The sequence below is a fragment of the Massilia sp. DJPM01 genome, from assembly GCF_030348125.1.
GTDB lineage: Bacteria > Pseudomonadota > Gammaproteobacteria > Burkholderiales > Burkholderiaceae_D > Telluria_A > Telluria_A frigida.
This window is the reverse complement of record NZ_JAQOZV010000016.1, coordinates 13,886-30,440: the sequence shown is the minus strand read 5'-3', so window position 1 is coordinate 30,440 and position 16,555 is coordinate 13,886. Positions and strand designations below refer to the sequence as shown.

At 64.6% G+C, this 16,555-nt stretch carries 9 protein-coding genes; 3 read left to right on the top strand and 6 right to left on the bottom strand.

All coding sequences use genetic code 11. The features are described 5' to 3' along the window. Genes PO883_RS12550 through PO883_RS12540 form a run of 3 tightly spaced genes read right to left on the bottom strand, consistent with a single transcriptional unit; the run spans position 1 to position 7,669 of the window. Positions 1 to 852: a CheR family methyltransferase gene (locus PO883_RS12550; RefSeq protein ID WP_289310064.1), complete on the bottom strand. Its 852-nt coding sequence runs from the start codon at positions 850 to 852 to the stop codon at positions 1 to 3. Then, entirely contained in the window at positions 840 to 5,741 is a 4,902-nt protein-coding gene (locus PO883_RS12545) for a HAMP domain-containing protein (protein WP_289310063.1), read from the bottom strand. Before PO883_RS12545 ends, PO883_RS12550 begins: the two co-directional genes overlap by 13 nt. Further along, a complete protein-coding gene (locus PO883_RS12540; protein ID WP_289310062.1) occupies positions 5,738 to 7,669 on the bottom strand; it encodes a diguanylate cyclase domain-containing protein in 1,932 nt (643 codons plus the stop codon). Before PO883_RS12540 ends, PO883_RS12545 begins: the two co-directional genes overlap by 4 nt. A 436-nt stretch (positions 7,670 to 8,105) precedes the next feature. Between PO883_RS12540 and PO883_RS12535 the strand changes: the two genes are divergently transcribed. Next, positions 8,106 to 8,822 carry a LuxR family transcriptional regulator gene (locus PO883_RS12535; RefSeq protein WP_063896168.1) on the top strand — a complete coding sequence of 239 codons (717 nt, stop codon included), beginning with the start codon at positions 8,106 to 8,108 and terminating at the stop codon, positions 8,820 to 8,822. Here the strand turns inward: PO883_RS12535 and PO883_RS12530 are convergent. Then, positions 8,797 to 9,087, bottom strand: a complete 291-nt coding sequence (locus PO883_RS12530) for a helix-turn-helix transcriptional regulator (protein ID WP_229423451.1) — start codon at positions 9,085 to 9,087, stop codon at positions 8,797 to 8,799. The two genes, PO883_RS12535 and PO883_RS12530, sit on opposite strands and share 26 nt — an antisense overlap. Positions 9,088 to 9,228: 141 nt before the next feature. Between PO883_RS12530 and PO883_RS12525 the strand changes: the two genes are divergently transcribed. Then, complete coding sequence (locus tag PO883_RS12525; protein WP_289310061.1) at positions 9,229 to 9,816, top strand: acyl-homoserine-lactone synthase; 588 nt, start codon at positions 9,229 to 9,231, stop codon at positions 9,814 to 9,816. Positions 9,817 to 9,832: 16 nt separating this feature from the next. Here the strand turns inward: PO883_RS12525 and PO883_RS12520 are convergent, their stop codons facing one another. Both PO883_RS12520 and PO883_RS12515 read right to left on the bottom strand, forming a co-directional pair. After that, positions 9,833 to 10,870, bottom strand: coding sequence for a hypothetical protein (locus PO883_RS12520; protein ID WP_289310060.1), 1,038 nt, complete (start codon positions 10,868 to 10,870; stop codon positions 9,833 to 9,835). Between the two features lie 308 nt (positions 10,871 to 11,178). Beyond that, positions 11,179 to 13,254: a prolyl oligopeptidase family protein gene (locus PO883_RS12515; RefSeq protein WP_289310059.1), complete on the bottom strand. Its 2,076-nt coding sequence runs from the start codon at positions 13,252 to 13,254 to the stop codon at positions 11,179 to 11,181. Positions 13,255 to 13,464: 210 nt separating this feature from the next. Here PO883_RS12515 and PO883_RS12510 point away from each other — a divergent pair, with 210 nt between their 5' ends. After that, positions 13,465 to 16,506 carry a CHASE domain-containing protein gene (locus PO883_RS12510; protein ID WP_289310058.1) on the top strand — a complete coding sequence of 1,014 codons (3,042 nt, stop codon included), beginning with the start codon at positions 13,465 to 13,467 and terminating at the stop codon, positions 16,504 to 16,506. Positions 16,507 to 16,555: the final 49 nt, after the last annotated feature.

The following is a 16,555-nucleotide window of genomic DNA, read 5'->3' as shown; positions in this document are numbered from 1 at the left end:
CTAGGCGACGCGCTTGTACCACGGCTGGTGCGCAAACACCGGCTGGTAGCTGGCCGCCAGCGTGTCGCCGGGCGCCAGTTCACGGTCGATTCCCAGCACGCCGAACAGCGCCAGGCTGTCGTGGAACAGGCGCAGGGCGCGCTGGCGCAGGACCGGACCGAAATCGGCCAGCGCGCGCCGGCATACAATCAGCTGGAACTCGTTGAACGACGCATCCGTCACCAGGTTGTACTGCGCCCACGTGATGCGGCTGCGTAGCGCCGGCAGCAGCACCGCGCGCTTGCCGCGCACCTCGAAATAGTCGGCCAGGTTGGTCGTGCCGCCGCTTTTCAGGTAGTTTTCCTGATACTGCTGCATGCGTTCCATCGAGATGCTGGCCTCGCGCGCTTCGGCCAGCAATTCCTCGTTGGCGACGGTGGCGAAGATCTCGGTGCGGTGATGCATCTGCTGCTCGGCCAATAAAATCGCCAGCGACCACGCTTCCTCCGCATGCGCGCACTCGGCCAGCCACACTCTGGGCAGCGCCGACGCGCGCAGGCAGCCGCCCAGCACCTCGCGTGTCTGGCGCGCCTGTTCCGGATCGTCGAACAACAAGGCCGGCCGCACGCTCAGCGCGCGTAGCAGGGCGGCGGCGGCCGTTGCATCGTGCAGCACGCGGTCCTGCAGCAGCGATACCGTGGCCAGATCGCGCTCTTCCATCAAGGCCAGCAGCCGGCGTTTCAGGCCGGGCCGGTCGTAGGCGCGGAAGTCGAAGCCGTAGCGCTGGACGACGCCCTCCAGCAGCAGGTCGATTTCCAGCTCGTCGGTGGCCAGCGCGCCGCCGTGCCTGGCTGGCCCGTTCAATGCAGCCACACCCGCATCAGCGACAGCAGCTGGGCCACGTCGACCGGCTTGGTGATGTAGTCCGAGGCACCGGCGGCGATGCATTTGTCGCGGTCGCCCTTCATCGCCTTGGCGGTCAGCGTGATGATCGGCAGCGACTTGAACTTCGGTATGCGCCGGATTGCGCGCATGGTGTCGTAGCCGTCCATCTCCGGCATCATGATGTCCATCAGGACGATCTCGATGGCCGGGTCTTTTTCCAGCACCTCAATGCCGTCGCGGCCATTTTCGGCGAACGATACCTGCATCTGCTGGCGCTCCAGCAGCGACGACAGGGCGAAGATGTTGCGCAGGTCATCGTCGACGATCAATACCTTGCGCCCGGCCAGGCCGCCATCGGCCGCGTGGATTTCTTCCAGCATGCGGCGCTGCAGTTCCGGCAGCGAGGCGTGCGAGCGGTGCAGGAACAAGGCGGTTTCGTCCAGCAGGCGCTCGGGCGAACGCGCATCCTTGATGACGATGGTCTTGGCATAGCGTTTGAGCTTGGTCACTTCCTTGCGGCTTAATTCCTTGGCGGTGTAGATCACGATCGGCAGGTCGCGCAGGGCAGGGTCCTTGCCGATCACGTCGAGCAGATCGAAGCCGCTGATGTCGGGCAGGGTCAGGTCCAGCACCATGCAGTCGAAATGCGAGCCGCGCAGCGCTTCCAGCGCCCCCGCGCCGGTTTCCACGGCCACGATGCGCAGGTCGGCGTCGCCGATCAGCGCGACGATCGAGTCGCGCTGCATTTTTTCGTCATCGACCACCAGCAGGCTGCGTTTGCCGCCCAGCAGGAACTTCTGGATACGCGTGAATTCTTCCTGCAGCGCTTCGCGTTCGACCGGCTTGCCGATGTACGAAATGGCGCCCTGGCGCAGCGCCCGTTCGCGCTCGCGCAGGGTGGACATCACATGCACCGGAATGTGGCGCGTGCTCGGATCGCGTTTCAGGCGGTCGAGCACCGTGAAGCCGTCGATGTCGGGCAGGTCGAGGTCGAGCATGATGGCCGACGGCAGGTAGTCGCGTGCCAGCGACAGCGCCGAATCGCCCTGGTGCGTGACGATCGCCTTGAAGTTCTTCTCGCGCGCGAACTCCATCACTTCCTTGGCGAAGCGCTCGTCGTCCTCGATGATCAGGACCGATGGGTCGCCCGGGGCGATCAGGCCGCGGTCGTCCAGCACCGAGGCGTATTCGACCAGATGCGCTTGCGACGCGGCCGGATCGGCGTGGATGGTGCCGCTGTCGTACGGCGTGACGGTGCTGGCATACACCACGGTCGATGGCGGCGGCGCCAGGCGCGCAGGCTGCGGCTGGCGCGCCTGGTCGTAGTTGATGAAGCCGGCCCGGTTGTAAGGCAGGAACAGGGTAAAGGTGGAACCGGCGTTGACCACCGATTCGACCCGGATCTCGCCGCCCAGCAGGCGCGCCAGTTCGCGCGAAATCGACAGGCCAAGGCCGGTGCCGCCGTACTTGCGGGCGGTGGAGCCGTCGGCCTGCTGGAACGCTTCGAAGATCAGCTGCAGCTTGTCGGCCGCGATACCGACGCCGGTGTCACGCACCGAGAACGCCAGCACCGCATCGGCATGCACCAGGTTCGGGTGGTCGCTGGTCCAGCCGCTCGTCACCAGCGAAATTTCGAGGGCGACTTCGCCGTGGCTGGTGAACTTGAAGGCGTTCGACAGCAGGTTTTTCAGCACCTGCTGCAAGCGCGTGGTGTCGGTCATCACGGCGGTCGGCAGGGCGTCCGCCAGCAGCACCGTGAAGCCCAGGTGCTTGGCTTCGGCCATGTGGCGGAAGGTGCGGTCGACGTAGTTACGCAAGTTCGAGAAGCGGTATTCCGACACGTCGAGTGTCACGGTTCCGGATTCGATCTTGGACAGGTCGAGAATGTCATTAATCAGAGTCAGCAAGTCCGATCCGGAACCGTGGATCGTCTTTGCGAACTCGACTTGCTTTCCCGAGAGGTTGCCCTCAGGGTTATCCGACAGCTGCTGCGCCAGGATGAGCAGGGAGTTGAGCGGGGTGCGCAGTTCGTGCGACATATTCGCGAGGAACTCGGATTTGTACTTCGACGACAGCGCCAGCTGGGTCGCTTTTTCTTCCAGCGCCAGCTTGGCCTGTTCCACCTCGCGGTTCTTGCGTTCTACCTCGATGTTCTGTTCGGACAGCAGGCGCGCCTTTTCGGCCAGTTCCTGGTTGGTTTGCTGCAGTTCCTGCGCCAGCGACTGCGACTGCGTCAGCAGCGACTCGGTGCGGCTGTTCGCTTCGATCGTGTTGAGCACCACCCCGATCGATTCCATCAACTGGTCGAGGAAGGAGAGGTGGGTTTCGGTGAAGCGGTCGAGCGACGCGATTTCGATCACCGCCTTGACCTGCTGCTCGAACAGGATCGGCAGCACCACGATATTGGTCGGCGGCGCCGCCCCCAGGCCCGACGACACCACGATGTAATCGCGCGGCACGTCGGTCAGCCAGATGCGGCTTTTCTCCAGCGCGCACTGGCCGACCAGGCCTTCGCCCGGGAGGAAGGAGGTGGCCAGCTTGCGGCTGGAACGGTAGCCGTAGCTGGCGATCATGCGCAGGCGCGCGTCGAGTTCCTGCGAGTCCATCATGTAGAACACGCCGTGGTGGGCCGATACCAGCGGCGCCAGTTCGGACAGGATCAGTTTCGTCACGGCCTGCAAATCGCGCTGGCCTTGCAGCAGGCGCGTAAAGCGCGCCAGGTTGGTCTTGAGCCAATCCTGCTGCGCATTCTTCTGCGTCGTCTCTTTCAGGTTGCGGATCATCTCGTTGATGTTGTCCTTGAGGTAGGACACCTCGCCGCGCGCTTCCACCTGGATCGAACGCGACAAGTCGCCGCGCGTCACGGCGGTCGCCACCTCGGCAATCGCGCGTACCTGGTTGGTCAGGTTGGCCGCCAGCTGGTTGACGTTTTCGGTCAAATCCTTCCACGTACCGGCCACGCCGGACACATTGGCCTGGCCGCCCAGCTTGCCTTCGGTACCCACTTCGCGCGCCACCCGCGTCACTTCCGAGGCGAACGAGGACAATTGATCGACCATCACGTTGATGGTGTCTTTCAGTTCCAGGATCTCGCCCTTGACGTCCACCGTGATCTTCTTGGACAGGTCGCCGCGCGCCACGGCGGTGGTCACCGCCGCGATGTTACGCACCTGGCCCGTCAGGTTCGACGCCATGAAGTTCACGTTATCGGTCAAGTCCTTCCAGGTGCCGCCCACGCCCGGCACGTAAGCCTGGCCGCCCAGCTTACCCTCGGTGCCGACCTCGCGCGCCACGCGTGTCACTTCCGACGCGAAGGAAGACAATTGGTCGACCATCACGTTAATCGTGTTTTTGAGCTCCAGGATTTCGCCCTTGACGTCCACCGTGATTTTCTTGGACAGGTCGCCGTTGGCCACCGCGGTGGTCACGTCGGCGATGTTGCGCACCTGGCCCGTGAGGTTACCCGCCATCGAGTTCACGCCGTCGGTCAAGTCTTTCCAGGTACCTGCCACGCCGGGCACGTTGGCCTGGCCACCGAGCTTGCCTTCGGTACCGACCTCGCGCGCCACGCGCGTCACTTCCGACGCAAAAGAGTTCAATTGGTCGACCATCACGTTGATGGTGTTTTTCAGTTCCAGGATCTCGCCCTTGACGTCCACCGTGATTTTCTTGGACAGGTCGCCGTTCGCCACCGCCGTCGTCACGTCCGCGATGTTGCGTACCTGGCCGGTGAGGTTACCCGCCATCGAGTTGACCGAGTCGGTCAAGTCCTTCCAGGTACCGGCCACGCCTTTCACCTGCGCCTGGCCGCCCAGCTTTCCTTCGGTACCGACTTCGCGCGCCACGCGCGTCACTTCCGATGCGAAGGAAGACAATTGGTCCACCATCACGTTAATCGTGTTTTTCAGTTCGAGAATTTCTCCCTTGACGTCCACCGTGATCTTCTTGGACAAGTCGCCGTTCGCCACGGCGGTAGTCACCGCCGCGATGTTCCTCACCTGGCCGGTGAGGTTGGACGCCATGAAGTTCACGTTATCGGTCAAGTCCTTCCAGGTGCCGCCCACCCCAGGCACGTACGCCTGGCCACCCAGCTTTCCTTCGGTACCCACTTCGCGCGCCACCCGTGTCACTTCTGACGCGAAGGAGCGCAATTGGTCCACCATGACGTTGATGGTGTCCTTCAGCTGCAGGATTTCGCCGCGCACGTCCACCGTGATTTTCTTGGACAAGTCGCCGTTCGCCACCGCCGTGGTCACCTCGGCGATGTTACGCACCTGCGAGGTCAGGTTGCCCGCCATCGAGTTGACCGAGTCGGTCAAGTCCTTCCAGGTGCCGGCCACGCCTTTCACCTGGGCCTGGCCGCCCAGCTTGCCCTCGGTACCGACTTCGCGCGCCACGCGCGTGACTTCCGATGAAAACGAGGACAGCTGCTCGACCATCGTGTTGGCGGTGGTGGCCGCGCGCAGGTACTGGCCCTTGAGCGGATGGCCGTCCACCTCCAGCGCCATGGTCTGCGACAGGTCGCCCTTGGCCACCGCGCCGATGACGCGCGCCATTTCCGTGGTCGGGCGCACCAGGTCGTCGATCAGGGTGTTGACGGAGCTGATGATGGTGGCCCAGCCGCCCACCACGTTCGGGACCGAGGCGCGCTGGGTCAGGCGGCCTTCGCGGCCCACCACGCGCGAGACGTCGGTGACCGCCTGCACCATCTTTTCCTTGGTCTCGATGATCTCGTTCAGGGTGTCGGCGATCTTGCCCGAAATGCCGCTCCAGTCGGATGGCATGCGCGCCGTGAAGTCGCCTTTTTTGAGCGCCATCAGGGTCGATAGCAGGAGCTTGATGTCCAGTTCCTCGGCCATGTCGGTCATGTTGTTCATCGGCTTTGTCCTCGTTTTTTGGGAGTTGAAAGAGCGGCCCGATGCGGATTCGGGCTCGTTGTCGGGTCGGTCTTGCATTGGTCGCGCAGCAGCGCCAGCATGGCCGGCGCGTGCAGGGGAGGGCTCAGTAGTTCGCCCTGGAATTCGTCGCAGCCGAGCGTATGCAGCACGGATAGCTGTTCTTCGGTGTGCACGCCCTGGGCCAGCACGCGCAGGCCGAGCGCGCGCCCGAGGTGGACGATGGCGGCGGCCATGTCGGTGCCGCCGCCGCTGCCGATGGCGTGCACGAAAGCGCGGTCGATCTTCATGGCGTCGAGCGGCAGCTCGCGCAGCATGGACAGGGCCGCGCCGGCGCTGCCGAAGTCGTCGACCGTCAGGCGCACGCCGGCCGCTTTCAGCTGGCGCAGCGCGGCAGCGCTGTCGCGCGTGTCGAGCAGCAGGTGTTCGGGGATTTCGAGTTCCAGCCAGCCCGCCTCCAGCTTGCAGGTGCGCAGATGCGCCAGCACGCGCGCGGCCAGTTCGGGACGGATTTGCAGCAGCGCCAGGTCGACCGCCATGACCACTTGCGGCAGCGGCTGCGCGCGCCAGCGTGCGGCCTCGGCGCAGGCGGCGCCCAGCATCCATTCGCACACCTGTTCGAGCAGCAGGCGGTCGGCCACGTCGGGCAGGAAGCTGGACGCCGCAATCAGGCCGTGGCGCGGATGGCGCCAGTACAGCAGCGCCTCGACCGCGCATACGGGGCCGTCGGGCAGGGCGGCGCGCGGCTGGAACAGCAGTTCGAATTGCTTGCGTTCGAGCGCCGCGTGCAGTTCGGCCACCCATTGGGCGCGTTCGCGTTCGCGCGCGTTGAGCTCTTCGCGGAAAAATTCGATGCTGCCGCGCCGGTGCTGCTTGGCGTGGTACATGGCGGTGTCGGCATTTTTCATCAGTTGCGCGGCGCTGTTGCCATCCTGCGGGTACAGGCCGATGCCGATGCTGGTCGAGGTGGCGACGCGCTTGCCGTTGATCTCGAAGGGGCGCGTGTGCGCCTGTTCGATCTTGTGCGCCACCCGGGCCGCGTTGGCGGCGGCGCTGCGGCCTTCGAGCAGCACCACGAATTCGTCGCCGCCCAGGCGCGCCACCACGTCCGACACGCGCACCGCCGCCAGCAGGCGCGCCGCCACCTGGCGCAGCAATTCGTCGCCCACTTCATGGCCGAGCGAATCGTTGATCTGCTTGAAGCGGTCCAGGTCGAGGAACAGCAGCGCGAATTCGCCCTGGTGGCGGTCGGCCGTGGCCACCGCGTGTTCGAGCTGGGCGATCAGCGAGCGCCGGTTCACCAGCTTGGTCAGCGGGTCGCGGATCGACAGCGCCTGCGCGCGTTCCTCGGCCACCTTGCGCTCGGCCACTTCCTGTTCCAGCGCACGGTTGATGCGTTCCAGGTCTTGCACGCGCTGCACGCGCAGGTCCTGGTTGAGCAGCGACAGTTCGCGCGTCTTGGCCTGCAGCTCCAGGTTCTTGCGGGTCAGGTCGACGAACACCGCCACCTTGGTTTGCAGCACTTGCGGAATGACTGGCGTAAACAGATAGTCGGCCGCGCCCTTGCCGTAGGCTTGCAGGCGGTGGCGCTCGTCGTCGTAGTGGGCGGTGATGAAAATGATCGGCACCGCGCCCGAACGCGGATGCGAATGGATGGCCTCGGCCGTCTCGAAGCCATCCATGCCGGGCATGTTGGCGTCGAGCAGGATCACCGCGAAGTCGTGGGTCAGCTCCATGCGCAGCGCGTCATGGCCGGAGCTGGCGGTGAGCAGTTCGTAATGCTGTTCGCGCGCGGCCCCGGTCAGCAGGCTTTCGAGCGCCAGCAGGCTGGCTGCGTCATCGTTGACAAGTAAAACTTTCGGAATGATCTGCACGGTGCGGGTAGGTCTGGTTGGGTGGCTGCCGATCACAGTGTTTTCTACGCAACAGCAACTGTATACCAGTGCGCCCGCCAGTCAAGCACCGGCGGCGCGCGCCGCCTGCGTTGGCAAGACATGCAACTTACCCGTTTCGGCTAAGCTGGCGACAGAAAGTTGCCAAAGACTATCGGAAAATAAATTTCCACGACGCACAATTCATTGTGCCCCAGTCCCATGTTGTGATTGCGCTACGCCTTTGCCATCCCGCCGCAAGTCAAGCCAACGTAACTGTTAGTTTACTTTCCACAGCGAATTGCCGGTGAAATTTGTCCGTTACAGGAGAGCGGAGCGGCCTAAAATACCAACTAACAGTTACATTTTGCGTATTTATAGTTGACGCGAGCATACCCGCTAGTGTCATTACGCGATATTTGTGTAAAATAGGCAACAAAAGGGAGTGACGGCAATGGTGAAAATGGGACAACTGATGACGCTGTTAAAAAGCGACCAGGAGAATGGATGGAGTTCCGCCCTGTTTTCGCTGGCCTATGACCAGGGATTCGACCAGGTGCTGTACGGCGCCGTCGGCTCCAAGCATGTCAAGCTGGAAACGGCTTTCTTGCACAGCAATTACGCGCCCGCCTGGCGCACGCGCTACGACGCCGACAAGCTGCACTACGTCGACCCGACCGTCTCCCATTGCCTGACCAGCTCGCTTCCCATCGTGTGGGAACCCGATACCTTCCATGCGCCCGGGCAGCGCGAGATGTACGAGGAAGCCTGCGGCTACGGCATCCGCTCCGGCATCACCTTTCCCATCCACGGGCCGAGCGGCGAATTCGGGGTGGTCAGTTTCGCCTCCGACGCCCCGCCCAACGGCGAGTTCGACAGCACCATCAGCCAGCTGATGCCATCGCTCTCGCTGATCCGCGACTACGCCTTCGAGTCCTCGCTCAAATTTGTCGCGCCCAAGCCGGGCGCCGAACCCATCCCGCGCCTGACCAAGCGCGAACTCGAAGTGCTCAACTGGGTGATGGTTGGCAAATCGTCATGGGAAATCTCGAAAATCGTGCTCTGCTCCGAGGCGACCGTGAATTTTCACATCGGAAACATCCGCGTGAAATTCAATGTCAACACCCGGCAGCAGGCACTGGTGAAGGCGATCAGTCTGGGCATTATCAGCCCGGAAGATCCCCATCGCTGAGCTTACCCTTGACATACAGCTTGACCAAAATCGCCACCGGCGCCGGGATACCCAGACCGGTTTCGAAGCGGCTGCCGCTGGACTGGGTCACGCCGAAGCGTCCCCAGAACTTTTCCTGGCTTTCGCGCTTGCTGATCCTGAAGCGTTTTAATTCGCTGTGGGGTGTGCCGGCCATGCTTGCTGCCTGTGCGGTGCCGCTATCGTGATCGATCTCGCCGCGCTGTTCTGCCACGGCCGTCGTCTGGTAATTGAAATCCTGAGCCATACCGTTTCCTCGCAAACAAAAGGGCAGTATTCCATTCACTGTGCTTACGAGCCACCTAGCAACTCTACTAGTTATGTCAATGACTTTTTTGCATGATTCTCCATGCAAGTTGCATAACTTTTATAAAGCGAGGTACCAAACATGGCTCTGCACATTCGAATCGCCGCACGGCGCGACTTTAAATCCCGCGATCTGTGGGAGATGCACACACTGCGTGCCAAGGTTTTCAAAGACCGGCTAGGCTGGGAAGTTCCCATCATGAGCGGCATGGAGATCGATGGCTACGACGCCCTCGAACCGCTCTACATGATGATCCGAGAGCCGGGCGGCGGGCCCCTGCGCGGCTGCTGGCGCCTGTTGCCGACCGAGGGTCCTTACATGCTCAAGGATTCGTTTGCGCAGCTCCTGCATGGCCAGGAAGCCCCGCAAAACGCCCGTATCTGGGAATTGTCGCGTTTCGCCATCGAAACTGATGGCAACCAGCATTTTGGCTTTTCCGATATCACCATGGAATCGATCGGGGAAATCATCAGCCACGGCCACCACGCCGGGCTGGACCAGTACGTGACGGTCACCACCACCGCCATCGAGCGTCTGCTGCGCCGTGCCGGGGTGCTCACCACGCGCTTCGGCGATCCGGTCCAGATCGGGGTCGAGCGCGCCGTGGCCCTGTATATCGACATTGCCGGCACCTATGAAGCGATGTTCGAGGCGCGCCTGGCGTCCTGAGCGGCCGGCACCGGCCTCAGTCGGCCCGCGCCGGGGGGAAGCTGGCGATGCGCGCGGTCAGTGTGCGCCAGGCCGGCAGGGCGGCCTGCAGCTGCGCATGGACCTGGCTGCTGACGGCGGGGCCCGCCAGCAGGACGTTCTTCAGGTCGTCGAGTTCGGCGCGCAGGGCGCGCGTGCCGGCCGCCAGCGTGCGGATACCGGCCCCGATCCGGTCCATGCCGCTCAGATAGGCCGACAGGGTCGGCAGCAAGCCTTGCAGATAGGCCGCCTCGGCCATCATGGCGCTCTGGCCGTTGCGGATATGGTCGAGCTGGCGCATCACGCTCTCGAGCGCGCCGTTGTGGAGAATGATGTCCTGGCGCGCTTCGTCGGCCTCCGGCCCGAGCAGCCAGTGGCTGTGGCGGCGCGCGCGCGCCTCGGCCAGTTTTCCCTGCAAGGTATTGACTTGCTGCGCCAGGATGAAGGCGTGCACGTGGTCGGCCTGCAAGCGCTGGGTGACCAGCGTCGTATCCGTTTCCAGGTCGGCCGAGGCGCACGCCATCTGCGCCAGATAGCTGCCGACATCGGCGTCGATGGCGTCGAGGGCGGCGCTGGGGGCCGCCAGGCGCCGTACCAGGCCATCGACCAGGCGCACCGCGCCCGGACCGTCCGAGGGGCGGCCGTGGAACATGTTCAGCAGCGCCGTGGCCAGGGGCGGGGCGTCTTGCGCCAGCAAGCTCTCGCCCAGGTGGCGCAGGCCGTCGAGCCCGGCATCGAGGGCGGGCCGGCTGCGCGTGGCCCAGGCGGCGGCCAGGGTTTTCACCATGAACAAGTAGTGGCTGACCATCGGCCGGGTGGCGCCGGCACGCTCGGGCAGCTGGGCGATGCGTTGCGACAAGCTGTCGATGTCGGCCGACAGTTCCAGGATGATGCCCGCGCCGAGCCCGATGCCGGGACTCCAGAACATGCCGCCGCCGATGATGCGCGGGGTGGACTCTCGCAACAGCGCCGGCTGGGCGGGGGAAAGCTGGGGAGTGAGGGAGGCGAGCTGTTCCATGGTGATGATTCCAGTCATGCTGCGGGTTGATCGGCGGGTCGATAAGTTCGCTTGACGAACTATTACAAACCGGGCAGCCGGGCCGGGGTAGCTGGCAGAAATGAGGGTGGAAAGCGGGCCGGCGGAGGGGGAAAGGGCGTGGCGCGGCGGCGGGAATCGCGGGGAGAGGGGAAGTTTCAGGCGAAAGTTTGCGCTAATCGATATGGAGGATGGATGGTGTTGGCATGAATGAGACATATTCTGTTGTCTCTGGCCCTGCCGCGTCGTCCCGCCACTGGCGCGACGACGCGGCAGGGCGGCGGCGGATAAGGTGGCCGGCCTTACCCCTACCGCAACTGTTCCAGTAAAAACGTATACGTCAGCGCCCACATCTGCGCCTGCTGGTCGTTATTCGCCGCTCCGGCGTGTCCGCCCTCCAGGTTTTCCCAATACAGCACATCATGCCCCTGCGCCTCCATCAGCGCCACCATCTTGCGCGCATGCCCCGGGTGCACCCGGTCGTCGCGGGTCGAGGTGGTCAGCAGCATGCGCGGATAGCGCTTGTCCCTGAATACATTGTGATACGGCGAATAGCGCGCGATATACTCCCACTCGGCCGCCACCTCCGGGTCGCCATACTCGCCCATCCACGAGGCCCCGGCCAGCAGCTTGTGGTAGCGCCGCATGTCCAGCAGCGGTACCTGGCACACGACCGCGTTGAACAAATCCGGCCGCTGCGTCATGGCCGCCCCCACCAGCAAGCCGCCGTTGCTGCCGCCCATGATGCCCAGGTGGCGCGGGCTGCTGAGCTTGCGCCCGATCAGATCCTGTGCCACGGCAATAAAATCATCGAAAGCGCGCTGGCGCTGGTCCTTCAGCGCCGCCTGGTGCCAGCGCGGCCCGAATTCGCCGCCGCCGCGAATATTCGCCAGCACGTACACGCCGCCGCGCGCCAGCCAGGCTTCCCCGGTCACGCCGCTGTAAAACGGCTTCATCGCGATCTCGAAGCCGCCATACCCGTACAGCACGGTGGGATTACTGCCATCCATGCGCGTGTTCCGGTCCATGACCACGAAATAGGGCACCCGCGTGCCATCTTTCGACGCGGCCTCGAACTGCCTGACGATGTAGCGCTTGGCCGAAAAAAACACCGGCATCGCCTTGAGCGCCTGGCGCCGGTCGCTGCCCACCTGACAAAGGTACAGGCTGGTCGGCGTCAAGAAGTCGCTCACGGTCAGGAAATACGCATCCGAGGTGGCGGCATCGAGCGCGCTCACGCCGAGCGCGCCAAACTCCGGCGCCGTCACTTCGCGCCGCTGCCACTGGCCTTGCACATGGCGCAGCTCGACGACGCGGTTCCTGACCTTGTCCAGCTCCGTCAGCAGCAGGGCGCTGGCGGTCATGGCCACGGCGTCGAGCGAACTGGTGGCGCCCGGGGCAAACAACACGGCAAAATCGCGCTCCCCCTGCATGAAACGGGCAAAATCGGCCGCCACCAGCGCCCCTTGCGGCCAGGTGCGCCCGCCCACCTGCCAGTCCGAGCGCAATTCGATGACCAGTTGGCCGCGCACGCTGTAGGTATTGGCGTCGTCCGGCTTGTCGACGCGGATGAGCTCGGCGCCGCTGCGCAGGAATAGTTCGCTGCTGTAAAAACCGATCTGGCGCTCCACGAATTCGTGCTCGAAGCCGGGCGTGAACACCTTATATGCCGACACGCTCAAGTCATCCTCGCGCGCCTCGAACAGGGTGCTGGCCGCGGCCAGCGGCGTGCCGCGCCGCCATTCCTTGACGATGCGCGGATAGCCCGATGCCGTCATGCTGCCCGGACCGAAATCGGTGGCCACCGCCAGGCGCCCGCAATCGAGCCAGCGCGCGCTGCATTTCGATTCAGGCAGGACAAAGCCATCGGCCACGAATTGGCGCGTATCGAGGTCGAATTCGCGCACCACATGGGCGTCGCCGCCGCCGCGCGACAGGAACGCCAGGCAGCGCGCGCCGGCCGGCGGCAGGAAGGAGGCACCGGCCCAGACCCAGTTTTCGTGCTCCTCCCGGGCCAGCAGGTCGAGGTCGAGCACCGTGTCCCAGGCGGGCGCGTCGGCGCGGTAGTCGGCCAGGGTGGTGCGCCGCCACAGCCCGCGCACATGGATGGCGTCGCGCCAGAAGTTGTAGACATGGCCGGCATGCTCGCTGACCCAGGGAATGCGCGCCTTGTCGTTGAGGATGGTGGCAAGCCGCTCGCGCAAGGCCGCGAAGCCCGGCTTGCCTTCGAGCTCGCGTTCGCACACGGCGTTGCGCGCCCGCACCCAGTCGAGCGCGGCGGCCGACGTGATGTCTTCCAGCCACAGATGCGGGTCGTCCCCGGCGTCAGCCGCGTGCACCGTTTTCACCGTTTCCGATATGATTTCACCAATCAAATGTCGCATTCCTGCTCCTGTTTCCGATACTGCTTTCGCGGCCGCCATATGGCGTGGGAGCGACAGTAAAATTTATCAATTGCATGTTTTCTTGCTGCAAAGTACCCTTGGATAAATGAATCGGGCGGCGAGTTCGTGCGCGCTTTTCATTCTATTAATAGTATGCTGCCTGCACGGTGGTTTCCAAGTACGGCCGAGCGAAAATAACGGGGTTGGACGATGATGCAAGCGATCAAGCGCACCATGGCAGGCACCGCCGGTGCTCGTTCCGGGGCGCGCCTGGCATGGTGGGCCGCAGGGCTGTCGTTGTCGGCGCTGGTGGCCTCCCTGCTGTCGGTGGGCGCCAGCAGAATGGTCAACGGCGATGCGCGCCAGCGTTTCGACGCCTTTGCACGCAGCGCGCAATCGAGCCTGTCGACCCGCGTCAAATCGTATTCCGACCTGGCACGCGGCGTGTCGGCCCTGTTCCAGAGCGCCGAGACGCCCAGCCGCCTGCAGTTCCACCGCTACGTGCAGGCGCTGGGCATGCGCACGAACTTTCCGGCGATCGAGGGAGTCACGTTTGCGCGTTACGTGAGCGCGGCCGAACGCGCCGACTTCATCGCCGCGGTGCGCGCCGACCGCAGCGTGGACGCGGGCGGCTATCCCGACTTTATCATCCGGCCCGAGGGCGAGCGCGCCGGCTACACCGTGCTCACGTACATCGAACCGCAGGCCGCGCGCGCCGGCAATCGCATGGGCCTGGACATCGGCGCCACGCCGGCCGACATGGCGCTGCTGGAACAGGCGCGCGACAGCGGCAAGGTCAGCGCGACGGGCATGCCGTTCATGGTCGAGGCACCGCGTCCGCACGTGGCGCTGGACATGCGCATGCCGGTCTACCGCAGCGGCGCGCTGCTCTACACCGCGCAGGCGCGCCGCGCCGCCTATATCGGCAGCGTGGGCATCGATTTTTCGGTGCCGGCGCTGGTCGGCAGCGCGCTCGAGGAAATGCCGCAGCGCCGCCTGCGGCTGGCGCTGTACGCCGACGGCGGCCCCGACCCCGAGCGGCGCAGCCTGGCCCTGGGGCGGCTCGACCGGCTGCTGTACAACGATCACGATGCGCTGGCCGCCGCCGCCCGGGATGATGCCCATTTCGACACCGTGCTGCCGGTCGACTACAACGGCAACCTGTGGAAAGCGCATTTCCGCATCGCCCGCGCGGACCTGTACAGGGGCTTCGACGTGCTGCTGCCGCCGCTCACGTTCGGGGTCGGCTTCCTGGTCACGCTGCTGGTCTACGCCTTCTTCTTTACCCTGTACCGCTCGCGCCGGGCCGCCATCGAACAGCGCGTGCTGCTCGATTCTGTCCTCAACAGTATCGACGCGCATGTGTACATGAAGGACCGCGAGCGGCGCTACATCTATATCAATGCGCGCACCGCCGAAGCGATGGGCCAGCCGGCCGAAGCGATCATCGGGAAACTCGACCGCGAGGTAATGGCGCCGGAACTGGCCGATATCTCCTGGAACCAGGATATCCAGATCTTCGCCAATGGCGCGCGCCACGCCAGCCAGGTGGAATTTACCCAGCTCGATGGCGAGGTGCGCCAGCTGTGGACCGTCAAGGTGCCGGTACTGCTCGACGGCGAGGTGAGCGCCGTGATCGGCCTGTCGACCGACGTGACCGAACTGCACCAGCTCAAGGCGCAGGCCGACGCCGCCAATCTGGCCAAGAGCAACTTCCTGTCCAACATGAGCCACGAAATCCGCACGCCGATGAACAGCATCATCGGCATGTCGCACCTGGCGCTCAAGTCGGTGGCCAATCCCAAGCAGCGCGACTACCTCGAAAAAATCCATCATTCGAGCCAGCACCTGCTCGGCATCATCAACGACATCCTCGATTTTTCCAAGATCGAAGCGGGCAAGCTCGAACTCGAAGTGCTTGACTTCGGCCTGCGCGCGCTGATGCAGAACATCGCCAACCAGCTGGGCGACGCGGCCGCCACCAAGCACCTGCATCTCGACTTCGAGATCGACCCGCTTCTGGCGCCGCAGTTGCGCGGCGACCCGCTGCGGCTGGAGCAGGTGCTGCTCAATTTCACCTCGAACGCCATCAAGTTCTCGGAAAACGGCAGCATCCGCGTGCGCGCGCTGGCGCTTGAAGAGGGCGAGAACGACGTCATCGTGCGTTTCGAGGTGGTCGACGCCGGCATCGGCATGAGCGACGCCGAAATCGCCGACCTGTTCAAGTCCTTCCACCAGGCCGACCCGTCGACCACGCGCAAATACGGCGGCACCGGCCTGGGGCTGGTGATCAGCAAGCAGCTGGCGGAGCTGATGGGCGGCACGGTCGGCGTCGACAGCACGCCGGGCCATGGCAGCACCTTCTGGTTCACGGCGCGCCTGGGCAAGGCGCTCAACTTCCTGCCGGGCGACCGCAGCGCGGTCGATCCGGCGGTCCTCGAACAACTGCGCGGCGCCTACATCCTGCTGGTGGAAGACAATATCTTCAGCCAGCAGGTGGGCCAGGAATTGCTCGAAGAAGCCCAGGTCACGGTGGTGGTGGCCAACAACGGCAAGGAAGCGATCGACCTGATGCTCAAGGAACGCTTCGACTGCGTGCTGATGGACGTGCAGATGCCGGTGATGGACGGCTTTGAAGCGACCCGCATGATCCGCTCCGACCCGCGCCTGCGCGATGCGCTGGTGATCGCCATGACCGCCAACGCCGGCAAGGATGACCAGGCGCGCTGCCTGGAAGCGGGCATGAACGAATTCGTCACCAAGCCGATTTCGCCCAAGCTGCTGTTCGAGGTGATCGCCCGCTGGCTGGCCACGCGGCCGGCGCGCAACGGACGGCGGCGCGTGGCGGCGCTGGCCGACCAGGCGCCGACCCGCATGTCGGCCGCGCCGGTGGCGTCGAGCGATGCCGGCATGCTGGACATGGGCGCCTTGTCGCTGACCTTCGGCGCCAATCCGGTCAAGATGCGCAAGTACGCGTTCATGTTCCTCGACTCGGCGCGCGACGGCCTGGCTGACGTGAGCGAAGCGCTCGATCGCGGCGACCTGGAACGCCTGGCCGACCTGGGGCACCGCATCAAGGCATCGGCCAAGGCCGTGGGTGCGATGCGTTTCGCGGGCCTGTGCCAGGACCTGGAGCAGCTGCGCGACGGCGCCACGGTGGACCAGGCGCGCACGCTGGTGGCCAGCATGTACACGCTGCTCGACCAGTTGAACGAGCACATCGCGCACGAACTCACCGAATCGGCCAACTGAGAGCGCATCGCCGGGTTAACGGCACGTATCACCCTACCGCGCCCAGCCC

What these genes read in the sequence shown, in the direction of transcription:
- PO883_RS12515 (WP_289310059.1), bottom strand. Translation starts at nt 13,254, where the DNA reads ATGCGACATTTGATTGGTGAAATCATATCGGAAACGGTGAAAACGGTG.
- PO883_RS12535 (WP_063896168.1), top strand. Translation starts at nt 8,106, where the DNA reads ATGACGCTGTTAAAAAGCGACCAGGAGAATGGATGGAGTTCCGCCCTG.
- PO883_RS12545 (WP_289310063.1), bottom strand. Translation starts at nt 5,741, where the DNA reads ATGAACAACATGACCGACATGGCCGAGGAACTGGACATCAAGCTCCTG.
- PO883_RS12520 (WP_289310060.1), bottom strand. Translation starts at nt 10,870, where the DNA reads ATGACTGGAATCATCACCATGGAACAGCTCGCCTCCCTCACTCCCCAG.
- PO883_RS12530 (WP_229423451.1), bottom strand. Translation starts at nt 9,087, where the DNA reads ATGGCTCAGGATTTCAATTACCAGACGACGGCCGTGGCAGAACAGCGC.
- PO883_RS12510 (WP_289310058.1), top strand. Translation starts at nt 13,465, where the DNA reads ATGATGCAAGCGATCAAGCGCACCATGGCAGGCACCGCCGGTGCTCGT.
- PO883_RS12525 (WP_289310061.1), top strand. Translation starts at nt 9,229, where the DNA reads ATGGCTCTGCACATTCGAATCGCCGCACGGCGCGACTTTAAATCCCGC.